Here is a 23,243-nt window from a genome sequence, read left to right as displayed (position 1 = left end):
TCCGGCCCCTCGTCACGCCCGGCGCAGCAGCAGCTCGGTGTTGCGGTCCCCGGCCGTGCCCGCCATCACTTCGTGGACATCACCGGGTGCCGGCATACGGGCGGCGAGACCGGGCGCGTTGTAGGCCAGCTCCCGGTAGAGGGACGCCAGCCCGACGGCCGACAGGTCGTCGAAGTTCGTGCGGTACGGCGCGGCCGACTCGATGAGCGTGGTGAACAGCGACAGCGTTCCGTCGTGGTTGTCGACCAGTTCGAGGAGCCGGGCGTGCTGAGGGTAGTCGATATGGGAGGCGGTGTTGACCTCCCAGAAGGAGCGGGCGGGGGTGGCATGCGCGTGCGGGGTGATGCGGTTGACGTGGCTGTGCCCGTTGATCCAGGCCACCACGTTCGGAAAGCGGTTCAGCAGGGCGATGACCTCGGCGCCGTCGTGCCGGGTCTCGTCCGTGCGGGCCGCGTCGGGGCGCCGCGTCATGCTCGGACTGTGGTGGTGGCTGAAGACGAGGATATGCGCGTCGTCGCCGCCGGGGTTGCGCACCACCCGGCCGTCCGCGTCGTGATAGCGCGAGCTGTGTGCCGCCAACGTCCGTTCCAGCCAGCGCAGTTGCTCGGTGCCCAGCGATCCTTCGTAGTGGCCGCTGCGGTAGGTGGTGTCGATGCTGATGCCCACGACTCCGTCCGCGATGGGGAAGGAGTAGTACATCCGCTCGCCGTCCAGGTGGTTCTCGGTGTAGCCGTGCCCGACCGGCCCCGCTCCGGCGAAGGCCGGGTTCAGATGCGCGCGCAGGTAGTCGTGCGGCGTGGCCAGGCGCCGGCGGGCGTCGGCGGTCACCGTCCGCGCCCTGGCGGCGTTGCGGCGCAGGATGTCCTTGAGCACGCTGCTCTTGGGGTCGTCGCCGGTCTCCAGAACCTTGGCGAACGCGGCCACGTCCGAGTCCGGCACGGAGAACAGCTTGCGCGCCCCGGTGATGTACTCGGCGAGCTGTGGGTCCTGCGGGGTCAGGCAACCACCCGGGAGGTCGTCGTGGTTGCCGGGCGTCGAGTACCAGGGAATGTGCAGGCCGGGGCTGGTGACCGGGCGGATCGCGGCGTCGAGGAAGCCGGGTATCCGCGGCATTCCGCGCCGCTTGTCCTGGTCGCGCAGGCTGTCGTCGGGATGCCAGTACAGCGGGAGGCCGGAGTTCTGGACGCCTTCGTACGCCGCCGGGTCACCGGTGTTGGGGGTGATCCGACCCCCGCTCATCACGGTGAGGAACCACTCCAGCTCCACCATGGAGTGGTTGTCGATGTTGTCCCCCGTGGACATCACGAAGGCCGGCGGCCGGCCGGTGTGGGGGCCGCCGCCCAGCGCGTTCACCTGCTCCACCAGCGACACCGCGCCCGCCACGTTCAGCGCCTCCTGCCCCCGCCACGATCCCGGGGACCCGGCGCGCAGGAACTCGGTCCGCAACGGGCTCTGGACGTCGGCCACATGGAGATCGGTGAGCTGGACGAAGCACGCCAGGGCGGTGCGCCGGTCCCGGCGTGCGGCCCTGGCGGTGGTGAGTTCGTCCCGTACGACCAGGGGCCAACCGGGGCCGGGGGCGATGCGCCGGTAGCCGGCACGGCCGGAGAGCCGGGCGGTCGTCTCCAGGGTCGTGGTCCCATACGGTGCGGCGCGTCCGGAGAGCGGGCGTGCCGACGACGGGCCGGGGCCGCCGCGCTGTGCCGGCACGGCGCCCGCGTCCGTGGTGCCGCGGCTCATGTGGGGGAGTGCGAAGGCGGCGCCGGTCGCGGCGACGGCGGCACCAGAGGTGAAGAGGAATCGACGACGGTCGGTGGTGATGTCAATGCCGGCCATGGGGCCCTCCGTGCGGTGGCGGGCGTACCCGGCCACAGCGGTGTCACCAAGATTCGGAATCTCTCATTCCGAACTCTGCGGGAGGCTCGTGGCCGGCAGTTGAACGGGCCCGGAACGTGGCACACCGATCGCCCGTCGGTCTGACCCGTTTAGCAACCGTTGATCCCCGACGGCCAAGATCGGTTCGCAGGCGCACACCACCGACTATTTAGGGGGAACCCATGAGTGTCGTGACGTTCTACACGCTCGAATGCGTCGAGCAGGAGGACTGGAACGGGGCGGACGACATCTACATCACCATCAACGGTGTGCGGGCCTACTCGACCAGCATCGAGAAGGGCGACAAGCGCCACATCAACAAGTCCTTCCCTTTCTCGGGTGATGTCGCGACGGTCCGCATGTACGAGAGCGACAGGCTCGACGACGACGACCTGCTCGGCGAGCAGATTCCGCTTCTCGGCGACGGCGAGATGAAGTTCCGAGAGGACGGTGCCCACTACACGCTCTCCTACAAGCTGTCCTGACGACAGCCGTCGGCGGGCCGGTCGCAACAGACCGGCCCGCCCGCGTGTGCTCGCTCGACGGCGATGCGGGCCCCTCGCATGCCCGCCGGTGGCTTCCACTCAGGCGGGTGGGTAGCCACGGGAGTGCACCAGTTCCCGGGTGAGCCGCGTGAAGGCGCGGGCGGCGGCGCTTCGGTAGGCGTTCTCGCGGCGCAGGAGGCTGACGGTGCGGGCCGGCAGGGCGGGGGAGAGGCGCAGCGGGGAGAGGCGCGGATGGTCGTGGGTGACGGCGTCGGGCAGGACCGTGGCCAGGGAAGTGCGCTGGACGATCTCGGCCAGCGCCTGGATGGAGTTCGACTCGACGGCGATCCGCGGCCGCACGCCATGGGCGGCGAAATAGGTGTCGATATGGCCGCGAGTGGCGAAGTCGCCACTGAGCAGCGCGAGTTGGCGCTCGCCGAGGTCGCGCGGCGACAGCGGCTCGGCCCGGTCGGCGGCGGGCGGGCCGGCGCCGACGACCAGACCGAGGGTTTCGGTGAACAGCGGGGTCGCGGTGATGCCGGGCGGATGGGCGCCGTGGAAGGCGATACCGAGGTCGAGTTCGTCGGCCAGCAGCCGGGAGGCGATGCGGTCCTGCGTCATCTCCTTGACGTCCAGGGTGATCCCGGGGTGGCGGGCGTGGAGCTCGGCGACCAGAGGGCCGATGAGGTAGGCGGTGAAGGTCGGCGTGGCCGCCAGTCGCAGATGGCCACGGGACAGGTCGGACACGTCCAGCACGGCGCGCTCGGCGGCCGCCAGGTCCCGTAGGGCCCGCTGGGCGTGGTGGACGTAGACCTCGCCGGCGTCGGTGAGCCGCACGGTGCGCCCCGTGCGGTCCAGCAGCTGCACGCCCACCGTGCGCTCCAGCTGCTTGACCTGCTGGGACAGGGTGGGCTGGGAGATATGCAGGTCCTCCGCCGCGCGGGTGAAACTGCCGTGCTCGGCGACGGCGAGCAGATAGCGCAGATGACGTAGCTCCAGGGCGGCCATACGCCCATGATAGGACAGCCATAGATGCCATCGATAGGTGTCATGCATATTGCGTCTTGGACGCTATAGGTGCAGGTCGTGCAGGCTGAATGAGGTCAGCCCGCAGCGGGCCGACAGCCACCGAAGGGATTCATCCGTGCAGGACCTCACCGAGGGCGTCGCGCGATTCCAGCGGGACGTCCACCCGGCCAAGGCGGAACTGTTCGCGCACCTGGCGACCACCCACCGGCCGACGACGCTGTTCATCGGCTGCTCCGACGCCCGCGTGGTTCCCGAGCTGATCACCCAGAGCGAGCCGGGCGAGCTGTTCGTCATCCGCACCGCCGGCAACCTCGTCCCCGCCCACGCGCCCGGCCCGGACGCGGTCGCGGCCGGCATCGAGTACGCCGTCGCCGTCCTGGGCGTACGCGGCATCGTGGTGTGCGGGCACTTCTCCTGCGGCGCGATGACCGCCCTCGCCGAGCGCCACGACCTGACCGCGACGCCGGCGGTCGCGGACTGGCTGCGCCACGCCGACGCGGCCCGTGCCCGCGCCTCGGCGTCGGCCTCGGCCGCCGAAGGGGAGGTGAGCGCCCTCGTGCGCGAGAACGTGCGCGCCCAACTGGCGAACCTCGCCACCCATCCGTCGGTCGCCCGCGCCCTGGCTCAGCACACGCTCACCCTCAGCGGCTGGGTCTACGACATCCCCACCGGCACCGTCGAAGAAGTCGACCCCGCCGGCCGCCCGCCCGTCCCCGCGGGCTGAGCCGACCCACCGGCCCGCGCACCCGCCGTTCCCGCATATCACCGGCGAACGGCGCCCCCCGAAGGCCTGAACCCGCAAGCCCGAACCCGAAAGGAAACCCTTCCTCATGATGCACGCTCAGTTCGACCCCGCCGCCCGTCAGGCCCTGGCCGCCGCAGCCGTGGAGGCCAAGCTGCACAAGGACCTGTCCTGGCAGCAGATCGCCGACGCCGCCGGCCTGTCCGTCGCCTTCGTCACCGCCGCAGTCCTCGGCCAGCACGCCCTCCCGGAGCCCGCCGCACACGCGGTGGCCGAACTCCTGGATCTGGACGCCGACGCCGCGTTGCTGCTGCAGACCATCCCGACCCGCGGTTCCCTCCCCGGCGGTATCCCGACCGACCCGACCGTCTACCGCTTCTACGAGATGCTCCAGGTCTACGGCACCACCCTCAAGGCGCTGGTCCACGAGCAGTTCGGCGACGGCATCATCAGCGCGATCAACTTCAAACTGGACGTGAAGAAGGTCGCCGATCCCGAAGGCGGCGAGCGCGCGGTGATCACGCTGGACGGCAAGTACCTGCCGACCAGGCCCTTCTGAGTCCCACCCTGAAGGCCGGTCAGCACGGCCTGAACCAGGTGAGCGTGCCCGCCCGGACAAGGGCGGGCACGCTCGGCTTCCTTCCCGATGCGCGCCGAGCGCCACCTCGGGCGGTGCGCCGCCGCGCGGGCCACGCAATACAAAAATGCCCCGGACCGAATTGACGGCCGGGGTATTCCTCTGCGTATATTGAGGGCTTCTGTGTCTCAACTCAGCCGAAACTCAAACGAAGACACATTCCCAATGTTCATTCCGAACTATATCCGAGCGGAGTTCAATTGTCAAACGAGGAATTGCGGCGCGAGCAGGAATTCACCGATCTGCTCCATGGGCGACTCGCCGAAATGCGGGACGGCGCCTCGGCGGCGGTGCGCGAAACCCTGCCGAGGGAGGGGAACAACGCCCAGGCGCGGCTGGAGCGCGATGTCATGGTGGCCGAGCAGGCGGGACTGCTGGCCGCCTTCGAAGCCGGGGAGAACGGCCTGTGCTTCGGCCGGTTGGTGTTCCGCGACGGCAGCGACCACCACATCGGCCGGATCGGTATCCGGCGCGACGACGCCGACCGCACCCCGCTCGTCATCGACTGGCGGGCCGAGGTCGCCCGCCCGTTCTACCTCGCCACCGGCCACACCCCGATGGGACTGCGCCGCAGACGGCACATCACCACCGAGGGCCGGCGGGTCACCGACCTGCACGACGAGATCCTGGATCTGACCGACGCCGAACGCACCGGCCACGAGGGCACCGACGCGGACGCCGTGTTGCTCGCCGCGCTGGACGCGGCGCGCACCGGACGGATGCACGACATCGTGCAGACCATCCAGGCCGAGCAGGACCGCATCATCCGCGCCCCGCACCACGGCGTGCTCGTCGTGGAGGGTGGCCCCGGCACCGGCAAGACCGTCGTCGCGCTGCACCGCGCGGCATATCTGCTCTACGCGCACCGGGAGCTGCTCGCCCGTCGCGCCGTGCTGATCGTCGGGCCCAACCCGGCGTTCCTCGGCTACATCGAGGAGGTGCTGCCCGCGCTCGGCGAGACCGGTGTCCTGCTCGCCACCCTCGGCGAGCTCTTCCCCGGCGTGCGCGCGACCGGCACCGACACCGCCAGGGCGGCCGAAATCAAGGGCGGCGCGGCGATGGCCGACGCGCTGGCACGCTTCGTACGCGACCGGCAGTCCCTGCCCGACCCCGCGATCGTGATCGAGCACGACGACGGCGACCTGCGGCTGGACGCGGACATGGCGTACGAGGCACGACGCCGGGCGCGCGAGACCGGGCTGCCGCACAACCTCGCGCGCCCCCACTTCGCCTTCCGTGTCATCGACGCGCTCACCGACCAGCTGGTCGACCGGATCGGCGCGGACCCCTACGGCGGCCCGAACCTGCTCAGCCCCGACGACATCGCCCAGCTCGGCAAGGCCATCGCCGTCAGCCGCGAAGTGCACCGCGCCGTCGAGGAGTTGTGGCCCCTGCTCACGCCGGAGCAGCTGGTCGGCGACTTCCTCGCCGACCCCGTCCACCTCCCCGACGCGGACGCCCGAGCGATCCGCCGCGTGGCCGGCGAGGGCGAGTGGACCCCCGCCGACGTCCCCCTGCTGGACGAGGCCGCCGAACTCCTCGGCGAGGACGACTCGGCGGCCCGTGCCGCGGCCGAGGCCGAGCGCCAGGAGCGGATCGCCTACGCACAGGGCGTGCTCGAACTCTCCTACGGCTCCCGCACCCAGGAGTTCGAGGACCGCGACGACGAGGACTCCGAGGTGCTGGCCGCGCACGACCTGATCGACGCCGAACGCCTCGCCGACCGACAGGAGGAGACCGACCACCGCAGCGCCGCCGAACGCGCCGCCGCCGACCGCACCTGGGCCTTCGGCCACATCATCGTGGACGAAGCGCAGGAGCTGTCCGCGATGGCGTGGCGGCTGCTGATGCGCCGCTGCCCGACCCGCTCGATGACGCTGGTCGGCGACCCGGCACAGACCGCGGAACCGGGTGGCTGCGGCACCTGGGAGACGATCCTCGCGCCGTACGTGGGCGAGCGTTGGCAGCACGTCAGACTCGGTGTCAACTACCGTACGCCGACCGAGATCATGGAGCTCGCCGCGCGGGTTCCCCGGGCCCTCGACCCGGACTTCGCGCCACCGCGCTCGATCCGGTCCACGGGCCGACCGCCGTGGGCGCACCGCACCGACGACCTGGCCGGCGCGGTGGCCGAGGCCGTCCGGCGCGAGACCCGCGGCGCGTCCGGCCGCCTCGCGGTGATCGCCCCGCGCTCGCACCATGCGGCGCTGCTCACCGCCCTCCCGGCCGCCTCCGCCGGCCTCTCGCCGGATCTGACCAGCCCGGTGGTGCTGATCGACCCGAGGCAGGCCAAGGGCCTGGAGTTCGACACGGTGATCGTGGCGGCACCGGAGGAGTTCGGGGCCAGCGACCTGTACGTCGCGCTCACCCGGGCGACCCAACGGCTCGGCGTGATCCATACCCGGCCGCTGCCGGCGGGGCTGGAAACCCTGCTCCCTGAGGAGAGGGCAACGGCGCCGCTCTGAGCGCCGGTCGACGGTCGGGCGCGGGCGCGGATGCGGGACGGGGTGGAGGGGAAGCGAACGGGGCGCGAGAGGGCCGGGTATAGCGGGCACAGGCCGCCCGCGCGCCCCGGTAATGCCCCGGCGGACTCCCGAGCCGGGGCATGGACGACACCGTCCCTGGCAAGGCATGACCCGCCCACCGCCCCAGGCCTCCGTGGGCAGGCCGTCCCGGCCGCTCCGTGCCAGCCCTTCGCGCAGAGGGGCAGATTGGAGGTTCGGCATGCCCGGAAAGCACCGGAAGCCCCGGCGCCGTCCCGAGCACCGCTCCGCGAAGGCCGCGATCGCCACCGCCGTCGGCGTGGTCCTGGGTGCCGCGGGCCTCGATGTGGCGACGGCCACCGACGCCCCGCCGCGGACCGCGGACGCCGCCCGCGTCGGCCCTGCCCATCCCGTACGGGACGCGCCCGTTGGTGCCTTGGCCGGCGATGATCCGGCGGCGCAGGACCCCTCCGAGTACGTGCGCCAGGTCGTACGGCTGGTGAACGCGGAGCGTGTCGGCCACGGGTGCGCGCCCGTACGGTGGAACGCCGTGCTGCAGCGAGCCGCGCAGCGCCACTCGGACGACATGGCCACCCGTCACTTCTTCGACCACACCAACCCCGACGGCTCCGACCCGGGGGAGCGGATCACCCGCGCCGGCTACGCCTGGTCCGCGTACGGCGAGAACATCTCCGTCGGCCGGGCGACGCCCTCCGCCGTCATGAACGCCTGGATGGACAGCCCCGGCCATCGCCGCAACATCCTGCAGTGCGACCTGGCGGACATCGGCGTCGGCATCCGCTTCGGCACCGGCGGGCCGTGGTGGACGCAGGACCTCGCCGCCCAGGTTGACGGCCATCCCGGGCGCTGACCGGCTCTACGGGAGAGGTGACCTCCTAGCCCAAGTTGAGGGCCGTGGCGAGGTCCACGGACGGGTCGAGCGAGGCGACGACGCGGGCCTGGAGAAGTGCTCCGCGGTCGGCGAAGCGGCTGGTGCCGAGGGCCGCGTTGAGGTGGGTGGCAGTGCCCGCCGTGGTCGCGACGGCGGCGTTCAGGCGCAGGACGCCGGTCCTGGTGTCGAGGGACGAGCGGATGTCGGGCCGGGTGAAGGTGCCCAGGGTGATCGTGGTGGCGGCGTGCCCGCCGTCGGCGACGCGGGCCCTGAAGGTGCCCTGGGACAGGTCGGCTTCGAGGTCGGTGACCTTGACGGTCTTGTGGGCTCTGCCGTTGGTCAGCGCCATACCGGAATGGACGAAGTGCAGTTCGCCGCCGACCTTGCCACCGCTGTTGGTGACCGCGCCGTCCTTGACGCGCAGCCGCATACCGCCGTCGGTGTGGCCGGCGGGGTCGTGCGGCCCGGCCTCGCCTCCGCTGTCGGCCTCGCCCTCGCTGCCGACCTCGGCGATCGTCACACCGTCGGCCGCGAGCGCGGAGAGCAGGACGACGGGCACGCTCACGACGGCCGAGCCGCTCCGGACGGGCACCTCGGTGTGGCCGGCGGGCCGTACGGGAGCGCCCGGTGCGTCCGGCGGCGGGGTGGCGGGGGAGGGGTGTGCCGGAGCGGGAGCGGCCGCGGGAACGGCGATCGCGAGCGTCAGAACGGCGGCCGTGACGAGGCGGCGAGGGTGCATGCGGATCCCTTTCATGAGCGGGAGGTCACTCCACGTGCCCATCCGTACTCATGATGAAGTCTTCCGGCGCCTTCCGCCGGGCACGGCCGTGGCGGGCGGCGACCGACGGGAGGGGGTGAGGCGGCGCGGCGGGGTACGGCGAGGTGGCGGCGCGCAGCGAACCGTCGGCAACTCTTCTCATATTTTGTGCAAAATAGAGGGTGTCCTGCTAGCAGAACGCGTTAGCGTGCTGTCCCCGCCCCACCTCGGCACCAGGGAGCCATGACCCGCCATGACCGTCACCTCCACGCTTCCCGCCACCATGCGTGCCGCCGTACTGCACGGACCCGAGCGCCTCAGCATCGAAGAGCGCCCCGTTCCCGTCCCCGGTCCGGGCGAGGTACTGGTCCGCGTCGAGGCGGTCGGCACCTGTGGTTCGGACGTGCACTACTACCGGCACGGACGGATCGGCGACTTCGTCGTACGGGAACCGCTCGTCCTGGGCCACGAAGCGGCCGGCACGGTGGTCGCCTGCGGCCCGGGAGTCGACGCCCGCCGGATCGGCCGGCGCGTCTCCGTCGAGCCCGGCACACCCTGCGGCAGCTGCGGCGAATGCCGTCCGGGCCGCTACAACCTCTGCCCCGACATGCGCTTTCTCGCCACACCGCCGGTCGACGGCGCCTTCTGCGAATACCTCGCCGTGCGCCAGGACTTCGCCCACGAGGTCCCCGACTCCCTGACCGACGAGGAGGCCGCCCTGCTGGAGCCGCTCTCGGTGGCGGTCTGGGCCTGCCGCAAGGGCCGCGTCGCGCCCGGCGACCGCGTCCTGATCACCGGTGCGGGGCCCATCGGACTGGTCGCCGCCCAGACGGCACGGGCCTTCGGCGCACGGGACGTGCTCGTCACCGACGTCCTCCCGCACCGCCTCGAACTCGCCCGAGCCACCGGCGCCACCGCCCTCGACGTCTCCCGCACACCGCTGCGCGAAGCGGAGTACGCACCCACCGTCCTACTGGAGTGCTCCGGGGTTCCCGCGGTGAGCGGTGAGGCGATCCGCACCGTGGCCCGGGCCGGACGCGTCGTCCTCGTCGGGATGGGCGGGGACGAGATCCCGCTGCCCCTGAGCCGGGTGCAGAACTATGAACTGGAACTGACCGGCACCTTCCGCTACGCACACACCTGGCCCGCCGCGACGGCGCTGGTGGAGTCGGGGGCGGTCCGGCTCGACTCCCTGGTCTCGCACGGTTACGGTCTTGCGCAGGCTGAGAGCGCACTGACCGTCGCCACCCACGACGAGACCGCCGTCAAGGCCGTCATCTACCCGCAGCGGTAGGCCGCGGCCGCCGCTGCCCGATCGGAAAAGGGGCGGCCCCGATGGCTTCCACGCGGTCGTCGCTGGCCGAGGTCGACCGGCGACGGCGGGACGTACTGGCCCATGTCGTCGCGCACGGAGAGGTACGCATCGACGATCTGGCCCGGCACTTCGGGGTCAGCCTCGCGACCATGCACCGCGATCTGGACCAGCTCGCCGAACGCCGGCTGCTGCGCAAGGAACGCGGCCGGGCCGCGCCGTTCCCGACCCTCACCATGGAGACCGCGACCCGCTTCCGCATCGCCGTGAACCGCCCCGTGAAGGAGGCGCTCTGCGCCGCCGTCGCCGACGAGATCCGCCCGGGCAGCACCGTCGTCCTGGACGACTCGACCACGGTCTTCCCGCTCGCGGCCCGGATCGCCCGCACCGAAGCGGTCGCCGTGGTCACCAACTCCCTCGGCGTGGCCCGGCTGTTCGACGAGACCCCGGGCGCCGACGTCACCCTCCTCGGCGGCCGCTACCGCGGGGAGTTCGGCTCCTGCGTCGGCCCCGACGTGCTGCGTGCCCTCGGCCGCATCCGCGCCGACCTCGCGGTGATGTCGGCCGTGTCCGTCCTCGGGGGCCGGCTCTTCCATCCGGTACGCGACTACGCGGAGATCAAGGAAGCCATGCTGGACTGCGCGCAGCGCTCACTGCTCCTGGCGGACCACACCAAGTTCGGCAAGACCGCCACGCATGCCTACGGCGACATCGCCCGCTACGACCGGGTCGTCACCGATCACGCCACGCCGCCCGGCGAACTGGCCGAACTGCGCCGCCTGGGCGTGCGTGTCGACGTGCTCGACGCCTGACGCCCGCGGCAGGCGCCTCGGGTCGACGCGCATCGTCGATGTGGGCCGTACCCCGCCGTACCCCCCGGCGAGTGCCCGGATATCGGGCGGCGCCTGCCATTTTCCGACAATCAACGCCCTGCGCAGGAACATCCGTTGACGCCGGGCCCGTCCTGATGTGATGGTACGGCCGCCCGGGTCATGGACATGCCGTCCTCGACACGTCGTCCTCCTGCCGTGCAATGCCCCCACCCGTCGGAAACCGGCCGGACGACGACACCACGCTGCCCCGACCCGGTGTCCCACCAGATCCTCCGTCGGCAGAACGCGCTACCCCCTCAAGGAGCCATGGTGTTACGAAGACTCTCGGTGGCCGGCATATCCCTCGCCGCCACCCTCGCAGCAGCCGTCCTCGCCGCGGCCCCCACGGCCGCGGCCACACCACAGACCCCCCGGCCCGCCACCGGCAGCGCCCTGGCCCAAGCCGCCCCCGACATCGACGTGGCCAAGGTCCAGGCACACCTCACCGAGCTGAACAACATCGCGACCCGCAACGGCGGCAACCGCAAGTCCAGCGGACAGGGCTACCGGGACTCCGTCGCCTACGTCAAGAACAAGCTCCAGGCGGCCGGTTACACCGTCACCGAGCAGCCCTGCACCTCCGGCTGCGCCGGCGGAGCCGGACCCAACCTGATCGCCGAATGGCCCAAGGGCGACGCCGGCAGTGTGTACATGTTCGGCTCCCACCTCGACAGCGTCGGCGCCGGACCGGGCATCAACGACAACGGCTCCGGCTCGGCCGCGCTCCTGGAGAACGCACTCACCCTCGCCGAGCAGAACCCCGACATGGCCGCCCGCGTCCGCTTCGGCTGGTGGACGGACGAGGAGCAGGGCCTCAACGGCTCCGACTTCTACGTCAACTCCCTCTCCACAACCGAGCGTTCGAAGATCAAGGCGTACTACAACTTCGACATGGTCGCCTCGACCAACGGCGGCTACTTCATCAACCACGTCGGCTCCGCCGCCGCCGCGCCGATGAAGGCGTACTGGGACTCCCTCGGCCTCCAGCCGGAGGAGAACACCGAGGGCGCCGGCCGCTCCGACGACTACTCCTTCGAACAGGCGGGCATCCCGACCTCCGGATACGCGATGGGCGCCGGCGCGCGGAAGACCTCCGCCCAGGCGGCCAAGTGGGGCGGCACCGCCAACCGCTCCTACGACCCCTGCTACCACCAGTCCTGTGACACCACCAACAACATCAACAGCACCGGACTGAACCGCAGCGCGGACGGCATCGCCTACACCCTGTGGAAGCTCGCCGCCGCCGACACCACCCCGGCGAACGACTTCTCCCTGGCCGCCGCCCCGTCCTCGGGAAGCGTCGACCCGGGAGCATCGGTCTCCAGCACGATCTCGACGGCGACCACCAGGGGCTCCGCCCAGACGGTGAAGCTGTCGGCGTCGGGCGCCCCGGCGGGCGTGACCGTCTCCTTCAGCCCCGCCTCGGTGACGTCCGGCGACAGCTCCACCATGACCGTCGCCACGTCGGCGACCGCGGCCCCCGGCACGTACTCCCTCACCCTCACCGGCACCGGATCCGTCACGCACACAACGACCTTCGCCCTGACGGTCAAGGGGACCGGCAGCTGCACCAGTCAGCAGCTCCTCGGTAACGGCGGATTCGAGAACGGCACCACCCCCTGGACGGGCGACACCGGCGCGATCGGCGCCCACTCGGGCCAGTCCGCCCACAGCGGCAGCAGGTTCGCCTGGCTCGGCGGCTACGGCTACTCCGCCGCCGACACCCTCAGCCAGCCGGTGACCGTTCCCGCCGGATGCAGTCGAGCGACGCTGACCTACTGGCTGCACATCGACACCGACGAGACCGGCAACGTCGCCTACGACACCTTCAAGGTCAAGGTGGGCAGCACCACCCTGACGACCCTGTCCAACACCGACGCGTCCAACGGCTACACCCAGCGCACCCTGGACCTGAGCCGCTACGTCGGACAGCAGATCACGCTGACCTTCACCGCCGCTGAGGACGCCGGCCTCCAGACCAGCTTCGTCCTCGACGACGCGGCCCTGCAGACCGGCTGACCTCCCGCTGCCCGGAGGGGCGAGACCGGCCCGCCGGCACCTCGCCCCTCCGGCGCACGGCCGACGTGCGCCACCCGGCCCGCCCTACGTCTCCGGGCTCAGGCCCGGGCGGTGAAGGGGCACTGCCAGTCGGCCGGCTTGCGACGGCCCGAGTAGCGCCGGGCCTCGGAGAGCTGCTCGTACTCCACGAGGTTCGGATTGATGTCGCCCTGCAGCTCGATGTCCTGCTTGCGTATCTTCTCCTGGAGCCGGTCCCACAGGCCGGCGGCCTTGATCCGGTCGAACTGGGCGTGGGAGTTGAAGGCGAGCATCGGGAACGGTGGTCGGCGGCCGATGCGGCTGTGCGTCTCGTGCAGCCCGATGACGAAGAACGGGTGCCCGGCCACGCTGTAGGCGAAGGCACCGGACGACGGGTCGCGGTCATAGCCGTCAGCCCAGGGGTGGGACAGGCTGTCGTGATCGTGCACAGCCTGGAGCTGCTCCCACATCAGGTCCTCGAACTCGGTGTCCGGCACGTTCAGCGGGCCCGAGAAGGTGGCGACGAAACTGGTGAAGGGCTTGGCGTCCCAGTCCACCGACTTCACATAGGCGTGCAGGTCCTCCGTCATCTGCCGGGCGGCCCCGTCGTCCCCGAGCCAGGTGTAGTGATGATGGGTGATACCGCCCTGCCGCCACGCCGAACGGCCGGCCAGGCAGGGAAAGGCGTCGCCGAGCAGGAACTGCCCGACTTCGGTGGCGGCGGAGGCGTCAACCGTCATATTTGTGACCTTCGGGTGAGGGGGGCATCGCACGTGGTGGGGGCCCTGGCCGTGCTGGGGACTCTGGAAGTGAAGATCGAACCCCACCAATTCGTCAAGACATGGCAGGGGGACACCTGGTCCGCCGCCCTCACCAGCGGCGACGCGAACATGGCCGAGGCGGGCCGCATCCCGTCGGACGCGACGTCGCCCCGGCGGGCCGCACGGCCGGATTCCGCCCGGGAGGCGCCGTCAGCGCGCGGCGGGCAGGCAGCTCCCCGTGCGTTTCAGGGTGCGGATCACCGGCGCGGTCTCCAGGGACCGGACGGCGTCCAGCGCGGCCACGCGCTCGGTCAGATACCGGCACAGATCATCGGCGCTGCGGCAGTTGACCGCGGCGACCAGATTGCTCGGGCCGGTGGTCATGGCGGCGAAGGAGACCTCGGGATGTCCGGCCAGCTCATGCGCGGCGTCGCTCAGCTTGGAGGGCCGTACGGACATCCACAGCCGGGCCTCGGTGGGGAACCCCAGAGCGGCCGGAGCGATGTCGACGGCGTAGGTGAGGACGCCGGCTCGCCGCAGCGCGTCCAGGCGGCGCTTCGCCGTGGAGTCCGCTCCGCCCACGGCGGCCGCGAGCTCGGTGTAGCCGGCCCTGCCGTCACGCAGGAGGATCTTCAGCATCGCCCGGTCCTGATCGTCGAGGACCACCGGTCCGTCGCCCGGGGACGGCGGGGCGGGCCGCAGACGATCGACCTGCTCCACGGAGAGCCGGGCGGAACCGGCCCAGTCGTTCGGCAGAGCGGTGGCGCGCAGCAGCAGGTGCGCGGAGACCGCGGTGACCCGGCTGGTTCTGGGGAGCTTGTGCAGCAGCAGGGCATCGCGTTCGGCGGCGGACGGCGTCTGGACGTTGCAGGAGATCTCCGTCCCTCCGGAGAGCAGATACACGAAGGACGTGTCGGACCGGGCGGCCAGAGCGCCGGCGATGGCACCGGCGGCATCCGGGGTGCACTGGATCATCCTCGTCACGGGAGCGACCGGAAACGTGGGCCGACAGGTGGTCTGCCAGCTCCTGGCGGCCCGCGTGGGCGAGGTGAGGGCGTTGACCCGCGCCCCCGACGCGGTCCGGCTTCCGCGGACGGTCGAGGTGCACCAGGGCGACCTCGCCGACTCCGGCGCGCTGGAATCGGCCCTGGAGGGGGTGGACGCGGTCTTCCTCATGTGGCCCTTCCACAGCGCCGAGCCGGCCGCCGCCGTCGTGGCGGCCCTTCAGCGACACGCACGCCGCGTGGTCCTCCTGTCCTCCGGCGCCGTCCAGAGCGTGCTCGCCTGGGACCAGCAGCCACATCCGGTGGGACGCTCCCACCGGGCGGTGGAGCAGCTGATCGAACACTCCGGTCTGCGCTGGACCCACCTGCGGCCGAGCACCTTCGCCGCCAACGCCCTGTGGTGGGCCGACCAGATCCGCACCGGCGATGCCGTACGCGGCGCCTTCGGAGCCGTGGCCATGGCACCCCTGCACGAGGCGGACATCGCCGCCGTCGCGGTACGGGCCCTGACCGACGACGGCCATGACGGCGCCACGTACGCGCTGACCGGCCCGGAGGTCCTGACCCAGGCCGAGCAGGTCCGCGTCATCGGCGAGGCACTCGGCCGGCCCTTGCGGTGGCAGGAGCTGTCACGGGAAGCCGCTCGTCAGCTGCTGCTGGCCGGTGCGGTGATCCCCGACTCCTTCGTGGAGGTCCTGCTGAACGGGCACGCCGAGATGCTCGACGCGCCCCGCCCCGTCACCACCGGAACGGTCGAGGAGATCACCGGCGCACCGGCGCGGACTCTGCGCCAGTGGGCCCTCGACCACGCCGACGCGTTCCGTCCGCGCCGGTGAGCACCTACGGGGCCGCGGAGGCGCCAGGCCTCCTTGGGGCACAGCACCGCCGCCGCGGCTCCCTACCGTGCCCTCAGCGCACCACCGGCCCCTGGGTGTCCGTACGGACCCGCAACGCCGCCACCAACCGGGAGGCGACCGGCACGGGCACGCTGTGCCGGTCGGCCGCCCGCAGCAGCGCACCACCGATCGCATCGAGCTCCAGCGGACGGCCCGCCTCCGCGTCCCGTTGCATCGACGACTGGCTGTCGCCCGGGAACGCGTCGTACAGCGCCAAGGTCTTCGCGGGATCGGCCGGCGCACCACAGGCCCTGCTGACCGCGGCGGCCTCCGCGACCAGTGCGGCCAGCTCCTCGCGCCGCTCGGTCCGTACCTCACCGATGGCCAGACCGTAATGGGTGGTGAGCAGCGCGAACGGAGCCAGGAACGCCAGCTTGGCCCAGAGCGCCGCGGTCTCGTCGTCGGCCACGCGCGTACGTACCCCCGCCTCCTCCAGCACCGCCGCCAGCGGTCCGAGGCGCTCGGGCGCTCCCGCCAGATCGATCTCGGTGAACGGGCTGCCGTGCTCGATGTTCCCCGGCGCGGTACGGGTCGAGGCGACGCGGATGACGCCCGGCACGACGCGCCGCGCGCCGTAGCGGCCGCGCAGCACGTCCGGGTGCTCGATGCCGTTGAGCAGCGGAACCACCCAGCCGTCACCGACGATGTCGGGTGGGATCCGCTCCAGCGCCGCGGGGAGCGCGGTGTGCTTGACGGCGACCAGGCACAGATCGACCGGTTCCCGCAGCTCGGTGACCGCCTCGACCTGCGCGGTGAGGGCGCCGAACTGCGCGCTGCGCACCCTGATTCCGTCCCGCCGCAGCACCCGTACCGTCGCCTCCCCGGCCACACAGATCACCCGGTGTCCGGCGCGGGACAGCACGCCCGCCAGGAGACCGCCGACTCCTCCCGGGCCGAGCACCGCCACGCTCCAGGGGCGGTCGGCGGGCCCGGTCGCGGGGCGGCTCGAAGGCTCGGAGAGCACCGTCCGGCAGTCCCGCCACGCGGATGCGCTCAGGAGCGGTCGAAGGCGGCTGAACAGACTGAGCAGACCGGCGCCCGAGGCCTCCCGGAACGCGGGGTCGACGCGGGCGATGTCGAGTTCGTTCGCGGCCGTGAGCTCGGCGAAGTCCCGCCGCAGCGCGAGGGACGGCGTGTGGGTACGACCGGTGAAACGGTCCCGGATGGCGGCGTCGGGCTCCGCGAGGGCGGGGTAGGAGGCGCCCCGCTCGCAGCTGGCGTAGAAGTACACCAGCGCCTCGGCCTCGGCGCCGATGAGCGCGGCCAGTTCCGCGCGGCGGTCGAGCGGCAGCAGGGGTACGGCGAAACCATCGGTGCCGTAGAAGGCATGGCACAGGCCGGCGAGTCGCAGGGCCGGCCGGGCACCCCACGCGGCGAGCTGTTCCTGCACCCGGTGGAGGTGAGCCAGGAGCGTCCCACCGGGATGCTCAAGCGTGTCGGCGTCCCACTCGCGCAGCAGGTCGGTGACGCGGGCGGCCACGGAACCGATTTCTTCAGTATCTGAAGCGAAGTCTGAGTCGAGATCAGGATCGGCGCCTGAACCATTGGCGTCAGGAGGTACGGAGAACATGGGCTGCGGGGCTCCTCTCGGTGCGTGACGGGTCGGCACCTGCCCCGGCCGCGTCTGCCGTCCGGCCTGGCGCGGGAAAGGGGCGCGGTTGCCGCCCTTGGCCCTGCGGTGATCATCGAGGATTCCGTAAATCCAAGTCAATCCTCGGATTTCCTTGCCACTTTCCAAGCAATAGCTTGGATTTCGCATGGCTCTCAAGGACCCGGACCTCTGCGGAGAGCGTATGTTTTGACCTCTCAGGGCCCGGTGCCTACGCTCGAAGTAGACATCTGTTTGAGGTTGCAACGATGTCCGCGAAGCAGGTTCGGAGTCCTGCTAAGTCGCCTCCGTACGGTGCGTCAGGGCCTCGCGCGTTCCCGGCGCACGGCGGTCAGGCCAGGAGAACTCCACATCGACATGCCGAAGTATCGGCAACGCACCGACCCCGAGAGGGGACCATCATGCGCGCGAAGACCAAGACCCACCGCATAGCCGCGGCACTGTGCGCAGTGCCCTTCCTCGTGCTCGCCGGGGCCGGCGCCGCCAGCGCGGCTCCCGCCGCCGCACCGGCAGCCGCACCCAGCCACGCCTCCGCCCACGGATGGGACTGTGACGACGACTGGGGCTGGGGCGACGGGGACTGCTACGACCACGGCTATGGCAACGGCTACGGATTCGGCGTCATCATCATCGGCTGACCGTCCGGGCCGTGAGACGCCCGAAATCCTCCTACCGCAGGGGACCTGCCCGCACGGGTCGGCCCCCTGCAACCGTGCCGGGCCGCCGGAAGGTGGGCGACGCGCGCGGACGCCGCCGACCGTGTTCCGGTCGGCGGCGTCGGACGGACCCGGCGTCAAGCGGCTTGCTGTAGTCGGTGCAGGGACGCCACCAGCTTGTCCACCTCCTCGGGTGTGTTGTACAGCGCGAGGGAGGCACGGGCCGCGCTCTCCACGCCGTAGTGGGCCAGAGCCGGCTGGGCGCAGTGGTGGCCGGCCCGGATGGCGATGCCGTCGCGGTCCAGCCAGTCAGCGATCTGTGACGGATCGTGACCGGCGAGGGTGAAGGTGAGTACGGCGATCCGTTCGGGCGCGGAACCCAGCAGCTCAAGCCCCGGAACCGTGGACATGGCCTGCTGCGCGTGCGCCATGAGCGAGGTCTCGTACGCGGCGATGGCGTCGCGGTCGAAGGACGTCAGCCAGTTGAGCGCGGACAGCAGACCGACCACGCCGGAGATGTGCCCGGTACCGGCCTCCAGGAGGTGGGGCACCGGTGCATAGGAGGTACGGTCGAAGCCGACCGACTCGATCATGTTGCCGCCGCCCTGCCACGGCCCCATGCTCCGCAGGATCTCGGGCTTCGCGTACAGGGCGCCGATCCCCGTGGGCGCGAACAGCTTGTGCCCGGAGAACACGTAGAAGTCGGCGTCCAGGTCCTGCACATCGACGGGGAAGTGCGCCACCGCCTGCGCCCCGTCCACCAGCACCTTGGCCCCGTAGCGGTGCGCGAGCGCGGTCATCTCGCGGACCGGCGGGACGGTGCCGAGCACATTCGACGCATGGCTGATCGCGACGAGTTGGGTGCGCATCGACAGCAGATCGGCGTACGCGCTGAGGTCGATCTGCCCGTCCGGTTGCAGCGGTACGGGCACCACCCGGGCCCGGGTCTCCTTGGCGACCAACTGCCAGGGGACGATGTTGGAGTGATGCTCCAGCACCGGGACGAGGATGTCGTCCCCGGGGCCGAGGTTGGCCCGTCCCCAGCTCTGGGCCACGAGGTTGATCGCCTCGGTGGTGCCGCGTACGAAGACGATGTCGTCCGATGACGGTGCGCCGAGGAAGTCGGCGACCGCCGCCCGGCCCGCCTCGTACGCCTCGGTGGCCTCCCGGGCCATGGTGTGGGCACCACGGTGGATGTTGGAGTTGGCGGATCCGTAGAAGGCGGCCAGCGTCTCGATCACCTGACGCGGCTTCTGTGTGGTGGCTCCGTTGTCCAGCCAGACCAACGGGTGCCCGTTCACGGTCCGGTGCAGGATCGGGAAGTCCCGCCGCGCCAACTCGGGGGAGAAGGGGACGGGTTGACCGGGGAGACCAGCGGGTTGTGAGGGTTGCGGAAGGCCGGGCGGGGAGGCGACGGACGGTGACCCTCCGGCGACCGGATGCGCGACCGGTTGCGCGGCCGGAGCCGAAGCCGGAGTCGTAGCCGTCGCCGGAGCGGTCGTGGCGGCCGTGGTCGCCGCCGGTGCGGTGGCCGGAGCCTTGACCGGATGCAGCGCCGCGGCCGGATCCGTGGTCGCCTGCGGGACCGTGTCGAGCCACCGGCCCCGCGTAACGTCAGGAGTAGTCATGGTAGTTGGAGACCTCGACGTTCTGGAGCACGGCGAGCGCGTCCTCCACCAGCACCGCGGTGTTGAAGTACGCCGTCATCAGGTACGACGTGATGCCCTTCTGGTCGACGCCCATGTTCCGCATCGACAGGCCGGGCTCCACCTCGTCCTCGACCTTCGCAGGGCGCAGACCCACCACGCCCTGCTCCGCCTCGCCCACGCGCATCAGCAGGATCTCGGTGGTGCCGATGCCCGCGCCGCCGGAGAACCGCACCTTGTCGGAGGGCAGCAGGGGGACCCCGCGCCACGTCAGCAGCGGGCTGCCGAAGCGGTTGTCGATGATCGGGGGCACGCCCCGGCGCGTACACTCCCGGCCGAACGCGGCGATGGCCCTGGGGTGCGCGAGGAAGTAGGCGGGCTGCTTCCAGACGCGGGTCAGCAGTTCGTCGAGGTCGTCGGGGGTCGGCGAGCCGGTGCGCGCCTGCACCCGCTGCCCGGGGGCCACGTTGTTGAACAGGCCGAACTCCGGGTGGTTGAGCAGCGAGGCCTCCTGCCGCTCGCGCAGCGCGTGGACGGTGAGGTTGGACTGGGCCCGGGTCTGGTCGATCGGCCCGTTGTAGAGATCGGAGACTCTGGTGTGCACCCGCAGCACCGTCTGGGCGAGGGTCATGTGGTACTCGCGGGGCGTGTCCTCGTAGTCGACGAACGTTCCGGGGAGGTCCGGTTCGCCGTCGTGGCCGGCCTTGAGGTCGACCGGCACCTCGGCGCCCGGCATCACGCCGTCCGCCGCGAGGTAGGCGTCCATCGCGCCGCGCACCGTCGCATCGCGGTCGCACAGCCCGGCGAGCACGCTGCGCTCGACGCACAGCGCCACGCCAGGGGTGAGCGCCTTGACGCGGTACGGCATGGGCTCGGAGCGGGTCCAGGCGTCGAGGTCGAAGAACTGGCCGTCGCCGACCACTTCGAGCAGGGCGTCCTCGCCGTAGCGGCCGCTCACCCGCTTCTCGGCGCGGCCCTGGGCGATCACCCACAACCGGTCGTGCGCGTCACCGTCCTGCGCGAGCATCTGCCCGGCCTCGAAGGGAACTTCCGTGAAGGCGCCCGCCAGTTCGGCCAGCAGCGCGTCGTCGGCCTCCCGGAGGTAGGGAAGTTCCCGCAGGTCGCCGGGGATGATGCGGGGCGAGCCGCCGTCGGTGTGGGTGCTGATGCGGTCGTCTCCGAGGACGTACGTACGGCGGCGGTTGACGCGGAAGACACCTGCTTCGACGTCGACCCAGGGCAGGGCGCGCAGCAGATAGCGCGGGGTGATGCCGCGCATCTGGGGAGTGGTCTTGGTGGTGGTCGCGAGCTGCCGTGCCGCATTCGGGCTGAGACTCATCTGGTCGTTCACAGGACCTCCTCGCAGACAGACATGCCGAACGGCCGGCGCGGGGCCGACGGCACGCGGGAACGCACCGATCGTGTTGTCGGGCTCCGCCGGCCCGCAACCGACCGTCTGCCGGGGTGCGGCCTGAAACGCTCGCTGAACTGAATGCGCACTTCCGTATGCATGAGCGACTGCCTGACGTCGAGCCGTCAGTGCCACGCCCCGGCGGAGCGGAATTAGTCATTCCATCGACGTCGAGGCGTGTCGCTCGACGTCACAAGGCGCCCCATATACGACCAGATTCGCCCCCATAACACCGCTTTGCGTTTCCTAAAGGGTGACTTATGGCGCTGACCTATGACGATCCGCCAGGTTCTGGTGAGGTATGCGGGGAGAGCCGGGGCGCGCGGAGGCCGATGGGAGCGGGGGAACGGGGGAGCGGATGATCCGCCGGGGGAACGCCGGCTGCGGTCCCAAGGCGGCGTCGAGCCGGGTCGGAGAGCGGTCCGCTGCCCGGGGAATGAGCCTGTGTTTGTTGGGGACTTGTGTGAAAGGGGTGTCGTGGCGGGTGGAGGGTCCGTAGTGTCGGCTGGCGCCGGAGCCTGCTCTGGGGATTCTCCGTGGGATCCGCCCCTTGGCTCCTGGACCATGAGGCAGTGCTTGCGCCGAGGGAGCAGTGGTGACATCCCTGATCGTACCGGTCATGATCACATTCGGGATTTTCCTGTTGGCCATGGTGGCCGTGGGTATCGCGACCTATCAGGACACGTTGACGTTCTCTGATTTCGCATTGGGCGGACGCCGGCTGAGTGCGCCGCTCGCGGCCCTCTCCGCGGGGGCCAGTGATATGTCCGGCTGGCTGTTCCTGGGATTGCCGGGGGCGGTGTACGCGGCAGGTATCGGCGCCTCATGGATTGCCGTCGGCCTCGCCGTCGGCACGTATCTGAACTGGCGCCTGGTCGCGCCGCGGCTGCGTACGTATACGGAACTGGCCGGCGATGCGAAGACGCTGTCGGCGTATTTCGAGGAGCGGTTCGAGGACGGCAGCAGAATGCTGCGGGTGGTGTCGGCGACCGTCACCGTCGTGTTCTTCACCGTCTACGTCGCCAGTGGGCTGCTGGCCGGGGGCGTGCTCTTCGAGGGGATCTTCGGGGGCGGTTTCGAGTTCGCGCTCACCGTCTTCGCCGTGGTGATCGTCGTCTACACCGTCCTGGGCGGCTTCCGCGCGGTCAGCGTGACGCACTCGGTGCAGGCCACACTGATGTTCTGCGCCGCCGTGGCGCTCCCGACGATCGGCATCGGGCTGCTGGGGGGCTTCGGCGCGATGCACGAGGCGCTCACCCGCAAGAGTCCGGCCCTGCTGGACGTGGGAGCCAAGGCCGGTTTCGACGGTGTGCGCTGGGCATCGGGGGAGCCGCTCGGCGCGGTGGCGGTGATTTCGCTGCTCGCCTGGGGGCTGGGGTATTTCGGTCAACCGCACATTCTGGCCCGCTTCATGAGTATCCGCAGTACCCGGGAGATTCCGTTGGCCCGCCGAATCGGCGTGAGCTGGGTGGTCGTCTCGCTGGCGGGCGCTTCGCTCGTGGGGCTGGTGGGTGTCGCCGCGCTGGACCAGCCGCTGGAAAACCCCGAGACCGTATTCATCGCGCTGTGCGCCCAGTTGGTCAATCCGTGGATTGCCGGCATTTTGCTGGTGGCCGTGCTGGCCGCGATCAAGTCCACCGCGGACAGCCAGCTGCTGGTCTCGGCGATGGCCCTGACCGAGGACTTCTACCGGGCCTTCGTCAAACGGCGGGCCTCGGACGCGTCGATGGTGCTGGCGTCCCGTGTGGCGGTGGTGGCCGTCGCGGTGGTGGCGTACGTCATCGCGCTCAGCGGGGGCGCCGTGCTGGACATCGTCGCGTACGCCTGGGCGGGCTTCGGTTCCGCCTTCGGCCCGGTGATCCTGCTGTCGCTGTACTGGCCGCGGATGACGCGGGCGGGGGCGATGGCCGGCATGGTCGCCGGGGCGGTCACCGTGGTGCTGTGGAAGCACATCGACCCACTCCTCGGGCCGCTGCAGTCGGGCGTGTACGAGATGGTGCCGGGGGTGCTGGCGGCCACGGCGGCGGCGCTGCTGTTCGGGAAGTTCGTCGGCCGCCCTCCGCGACGGGTCTGGTCCGGCTCCATGGAGAAGCGCGCGGCGTCGTCGGTCCCGGTCGGCTGAGGCCGAGGAGAGGGCTC

General features: G+C 71.1%; 19 protein-coding genes and 1 pseudogene. 11 read left to right on the top strand and 9 right to left on the bottom strand.

Translation table 11 applies throughout. The features are described from left to right. Positions 1-12 precede the first annotated feature (12 nt). Positions 13-1,836 carry a TIGR03767 family metallophosphoesterase gene (locus WAB15_RS00260; protein ID WP_399149252.1) on the bottom strand — a complete coding sequence of 608 codons (1,824 nt, stop codon included), beginning with the start codon at positions 1,834-1,836 and terminating at the stop codon, positions 13-15. Positions 1,837-2,057: 221 nt separating this feature from the next. Here WAB15_RS00260 and WAB15_RS00255 point away from each other — a divergent pair, with 221 nt between their 5' ends. After that, on the top strand, positions 2,058-2,360 hold the full coding sequence (locus WAB15_RS00255; RefSeq protein ID WP_407284808.1) for a hypothetical protein: 303 nt from the start codon (positions 2,058-2,060) through the stop codon (positions 2,358-2,360). Positions 2,361-2,459: 99 nt separating this feature from the next. Here WAB15_RS00255 and cynR read toward each other — a convergent pair whose 3' ends face one another. Further along, positions 2,460-3,368, bottom strand: coding sequence for a transcriptional regulator CynR (gene cynR, locus WAB15_RS00250; RefSeq protein WP_407284807.1), 909 nt, complete (start codon positions 3,366-3,368; stop codon positions 2,460-2,462). 136 nt (positions 3,369-3,504) lie between these two features. Here cynR and WAB15_RS00245 point away from each other — a divergent pair, with 136 nt between their 5' ends. The 4 genes from WAB15_RS00245 to WAB15_RS00230 all read left to right on the top strand — a co-directional run bounded on the left by WAB15_RS00245 (position 3,505) and on the right by WAB15_RS00230 (position 8,122). After that, on the top strand, positions 3,505-4,113 hold the full coding sequence (locus WAB15_RS00245) for a carbonic anhydrase (RefSeq protein ID WP_407284806.1): 609 nt from the start codon (positions 3,505-3,507) through the stop codon (positions 4,111-4,113). Positions 4,114-4,219: 106 nt separating this feature from the next. Then, a complete protein-coding gene (cynS, locus tag WAB15_RS00240; protein ID WP_399149256.1) occupies positions 4,220-4,690 on the top strand; it encodes a cyanase in 471 nt (156 codons plus the stop codon). Positions 4,691-4,983: 293 nt separating this feature from the next. Next, positions 4,984-7,233 carry a HelD family protein gene (locus WAB15_RS00235; RefSeq protein ID WP_407289126.1) on the top strand — a complete coding sequence of 750 codons (2,250 nt, stop codon included), beginning with the start codon at positions 4,984-4,986 and terminating at the stop codon, positions 7,231-7,233. A 259-nt stretch (positions 7,234-7,492) separates the two neighbouring features. Then, a complete protein-coding gene (locus WAB15_RS00230) occupies positions 7,493-8,122 on the top strand; it encodes a CAP domain-containing protein (protein ID WP_407284805.1) in 630 nt (209 codons plus the stop codon). Positions 8,123-8,147: 25 nt separating this feature from the next. Here the strand turns inward: WAB15_RS00230 and WAB15_RS00225 are convergent, their stop codons facing one another. After that, positions 8,148-8,882 (bottom strand): hypothetical protein, encoded by a 735-nt coding sequence (locus tag WAB15_RS00225; protein ID WP_407284804.1) that lies wholly within the window; start codon positions 8,880-8,882, stop codon positions 8,148-8,150. Between the two features lie 271 nt (positions 8,883-9,153). Between WAB15_RS00225 and WAB15_RS00220 the strand changes: the two genes are divergently transcribed. The 3 genes from WAB15_RS00220 (at position 9,154) to WAB15_RS00210 (ending at position 13,103) form a co-directional block, all read left to right on the top strand. Beyond that, positions 9,154-10,194, top strand: a complete 1,041-nt coding sequence (locus WAB15_RS00220) for an NAD(P)-dependent alcohol dehydrogenase (RefSeq protein WP_399149259.1) — start codon at positions 9,154-9,156, stop codon at positions 10,192-10,194. A 41-nt stretch (positions 10,195-10,235) separates the two neighbouring features. Further along, on the top strand, positions 10,236-11,024 hold the full coding sequence (locus WAB15_RS00215; RefSeq protein WP_407284803.1) for a DeoR/GlpR family DNA-binding transcription regulator: 789 nt from the start codon (positions 10,236-10,238) through the stop codon (positions 11,022-11,024). 327 nt (positions 11,025-11,351) lie between these two features. After that, the gene (locus tag WAB15_RS00210) at positions 11,352-13,103 is read left to right on the top strand and encodes a M28 family peptidase (RefSeq protein ID WP_407284802.1); all 1,752 of its coding nucleotides are present in this window, start codon (positions 11,352-11,354) and stop codon (positions 13,101-13,103) included. Positions 13,104-13,201: 98 nt separating this feature from the next. Here WAB15_RS00210 and gntA read toward each other — a convergent pair whose 3' ends face one another. Then, positions 13,202-13,861 carry a guanitoxin biosynthesis heme-dependent pre-guanitoxin N-hydroxylase GntA gene (gene gntA, locus WAB15_RS00205; protein WP_399149262.1) on the bottom strand — a complete coding sequence of 220 codons (660 nt, stop codon included), beginning with the start codon at positions 13,859-13,861 and terminating at the stop codon, positions 13,202-13,204. Positions 13,862-14,092: 231 nt separating this feature from the next. After that, the gene (locus tag WAB15_RS00200; protein WP_407284801.1) at positions 14,093-14,857 is read right to left on the bottom strand and encodes an Lrp/AsnC family transcriptional regulator; all 765 of its coding nucleotides are present in this window, start codon (positions 14,855-14,857) and stop codon (positions 14,093-14,095) included. On the opposite strand from WAB15_RS00200, the gene WAB15_RS00195 reads away from it, so the two are divergent. Then, entirely contained in the window at positions 14,823-15,722 is a 900-nt protein-coding gene (locus tag WAB15_RS00195; RefSeq protein ID WP_407284800.1) for an NAD(P)H-binding protein, read from the top strand. The genes WAB15_RS00200 and WAB15_RS00195 overlap by 35 nt on opposite strands. Before the next feature lie 73 nt (positions 15,723-15,795). Here WAB15_RS00195 and WAB15_RS00190 read toward each other — a convergent pair whose 3' ends face one another. Continuing rightward, positions 15,796-16,746, bottom strand: coding sequence for a ketopantoate reductase family protein (locus WAB15_RS00190; RefSeq protein WP_407289125.1), 951 nt, complete (start codon positions 16,744-16,746; stop codon positions 15,796-15,798). Next, a pseudogene (locus WAB15_RS00185) lies at positions 16,720-17,271 on the bottom strand (DUF6817 domain-containing protein); the annotation flags it as partial. The pseudogene WAB15_RS00185 and the gene WAB15_RS00190, both read right to left, overlap by 27 nt. A 521-nt stretch (positions 17,272-17,792) precedes the next feature. Here WAB15_RS00185 and WAB15_RS00180 point away from each other — a divergent pair. Then, complete coding sequence (locus tag WAB15_RS00180) at positions 17,793-18,029, top strand: hypothetical protein (RefSeq protein ID WP_399149265.1); 237 nt, start codon at positions 17,793-17,795, stop codon at positions 18,027-18,029. 155 nt (positions 18,030-18,184) lie between these two features. Here WAB15_RS00180 and WAB15_RS00175 read toward each other — a convergent pair whose 3' ends face one another. Both WAB15_RS00175 and WAB15_RS00170 read right to left on the bottom strand, forming a co-directional pair. Continuing rightward, a complete protein-coding gene (locus WAB15_RS00175; protein WP_407284799.1) occupies positions 18,185-19,348 on the bottom strand; it encodes a SufS family cysteine desulfurase in 1,164 nt (387 codons plus the stop codon). A gap of 313 nt (positions 19,349-19,661) precedes the next feature. Next, a complete protein-coding gene (locus tag WAB15_RS00170) occupies positions 19,662-21,044 on the bottom strand; it encodes a family 2B encapsulin nanocompartment shell protein (RefSeq protein ID WP_399149267.1) in 1,383 nt (460 codons plus the stop codon). A 679-nt stretch (positions 21,045-21,723) separates the two neighbouring features. On the opposite strand from WAB15_RS00170, the gene putP reads away from it, so the two are divergent. Beyond that, on the top strand, positions 21,724-23,226 hold the full coding sequence (gene putP, locus WAB15_RS00165; protein WP_407284798.1) for a sodium/proline symporter PutP: 1,503 nt from the start codon (positions 21,724-21,726) through the stop codon (positions 23,224-23,226). Positions 23,227-23,243: the final 17 nt, after the last annotated feature.

This window comes from Streptomyces sirii (assembly GCF_045690365.1).
Lineage (GTDB): Bacteria > Actinomycetota > Actinomycetes > Streptomycetales > Streptomycetaceae > Streptomyces > Streptomyces sirii.
Note: the sequence above shows the minus strand (reverse complement) of the source record. Positions and strands in the feature narration are given on the sequence as shown.

Excerpts from the sequence above, each read along its gene's own strand:
- WAB15_RS00260 (WP_399149252.1), bottom strand. The coding sequence starts at position 1,836 with ATGGCCGGCATTGACATCACCACCGACCGTCGTCGATTCCTCTTCACC.
- WAB15_RS00255 (WP_407284808.1), top strand. The coding sequence starts at position 2,058 with ATGAGTGTCGTGACGTTCTACACGCTCGAATGCGTCGAGCAGGAGGAC.
- cynR (WP_407284807.1), bottom strand. The coding sequence starts at position 3,368 with ATGGCCGCCCTGGAGCTACGTCATCTGCGCTATCTGCTCGCCGTCGCC.
- cynS (WP_399149256.1), top strand. The coding sequence starts at position 4,220 with ATGATGCACGCTCAGTTCGACCCCGCCGCCCGTCAGGCCCTGGCCGCC.
- WAB15_RS00230 (WP_407284805.1), top strand. The coding sequence starts at position 7,493 with ATGCCCGGAAAGCACCGGAAGCCCCGGCGCCGTCCCGAGCACCGCTCC.
- WAB15_RS00225 (WP_407284804.1), bottom strand. The coding sequence starts at position 8,882 with ATGCACCCTCGCCGCCTCGTCACGGCCGCCGTTCTGACGCTCGCGATC.
- WAB15_RS00220 (WP_399149259.1), top strand. The coding sequence starts at position 9,154 with ATGACCGTCACCTCCACGCTTCCCGCCACCATGCGTGCCGCCGTACTG.
- WAB15_RS00215 (WP_407284803.1), top strand. The coding sequence starts at position 10,236 with ATGGCTTCCACGCGGTCGTCGCTGGCCGAGGTCGACCGGCGACGGCGG.
- WAB15_RS00210 (WP_407284802.1), top strand. The coding sequence starts at position 11,352 with ATGGTGTTACGAAGACTCTCGGTGGCCGGCATATCCCTCGCCGCCACC.
- gntA (WP_399149262.1), bottom strand. The coding sequence starts at position 13,861 with ATGACGGTTGACGCCTCCGCCGCCACCGAAGTCGGGCAGTTCCTGCTC.
- WAB15_RS00195 (WP_407284800.1), top strand. The coding sequence starts at position 14,823 with ATGGCACCGGCGGCATCCGGGGTGCACTGGATCATCCTCGTCACGGGA.
- WAB15_RS00200 (WP_407284801.1), bottom strand. The coding sequence starts at position 14,857 with ATGATCCAGTGCACCCCGGATGCCGCCGGTGCCATCGCCGGCGCTCTG.
- WAB15_RS00180 (WP_399149265.1), top strand. The coding sequence starts at position 17,793 with ATGCGCGCGAAGACCAAGACCCACCGCATAGCCGCGGCACTGTGCGCA.
- putP (WP_407284798.1), top strand. The coding sequence starts at position 21,724 with ATGATCACATTCGGGATTTTCCTGTTGGCCATGGTGGCCGTGGGTATC.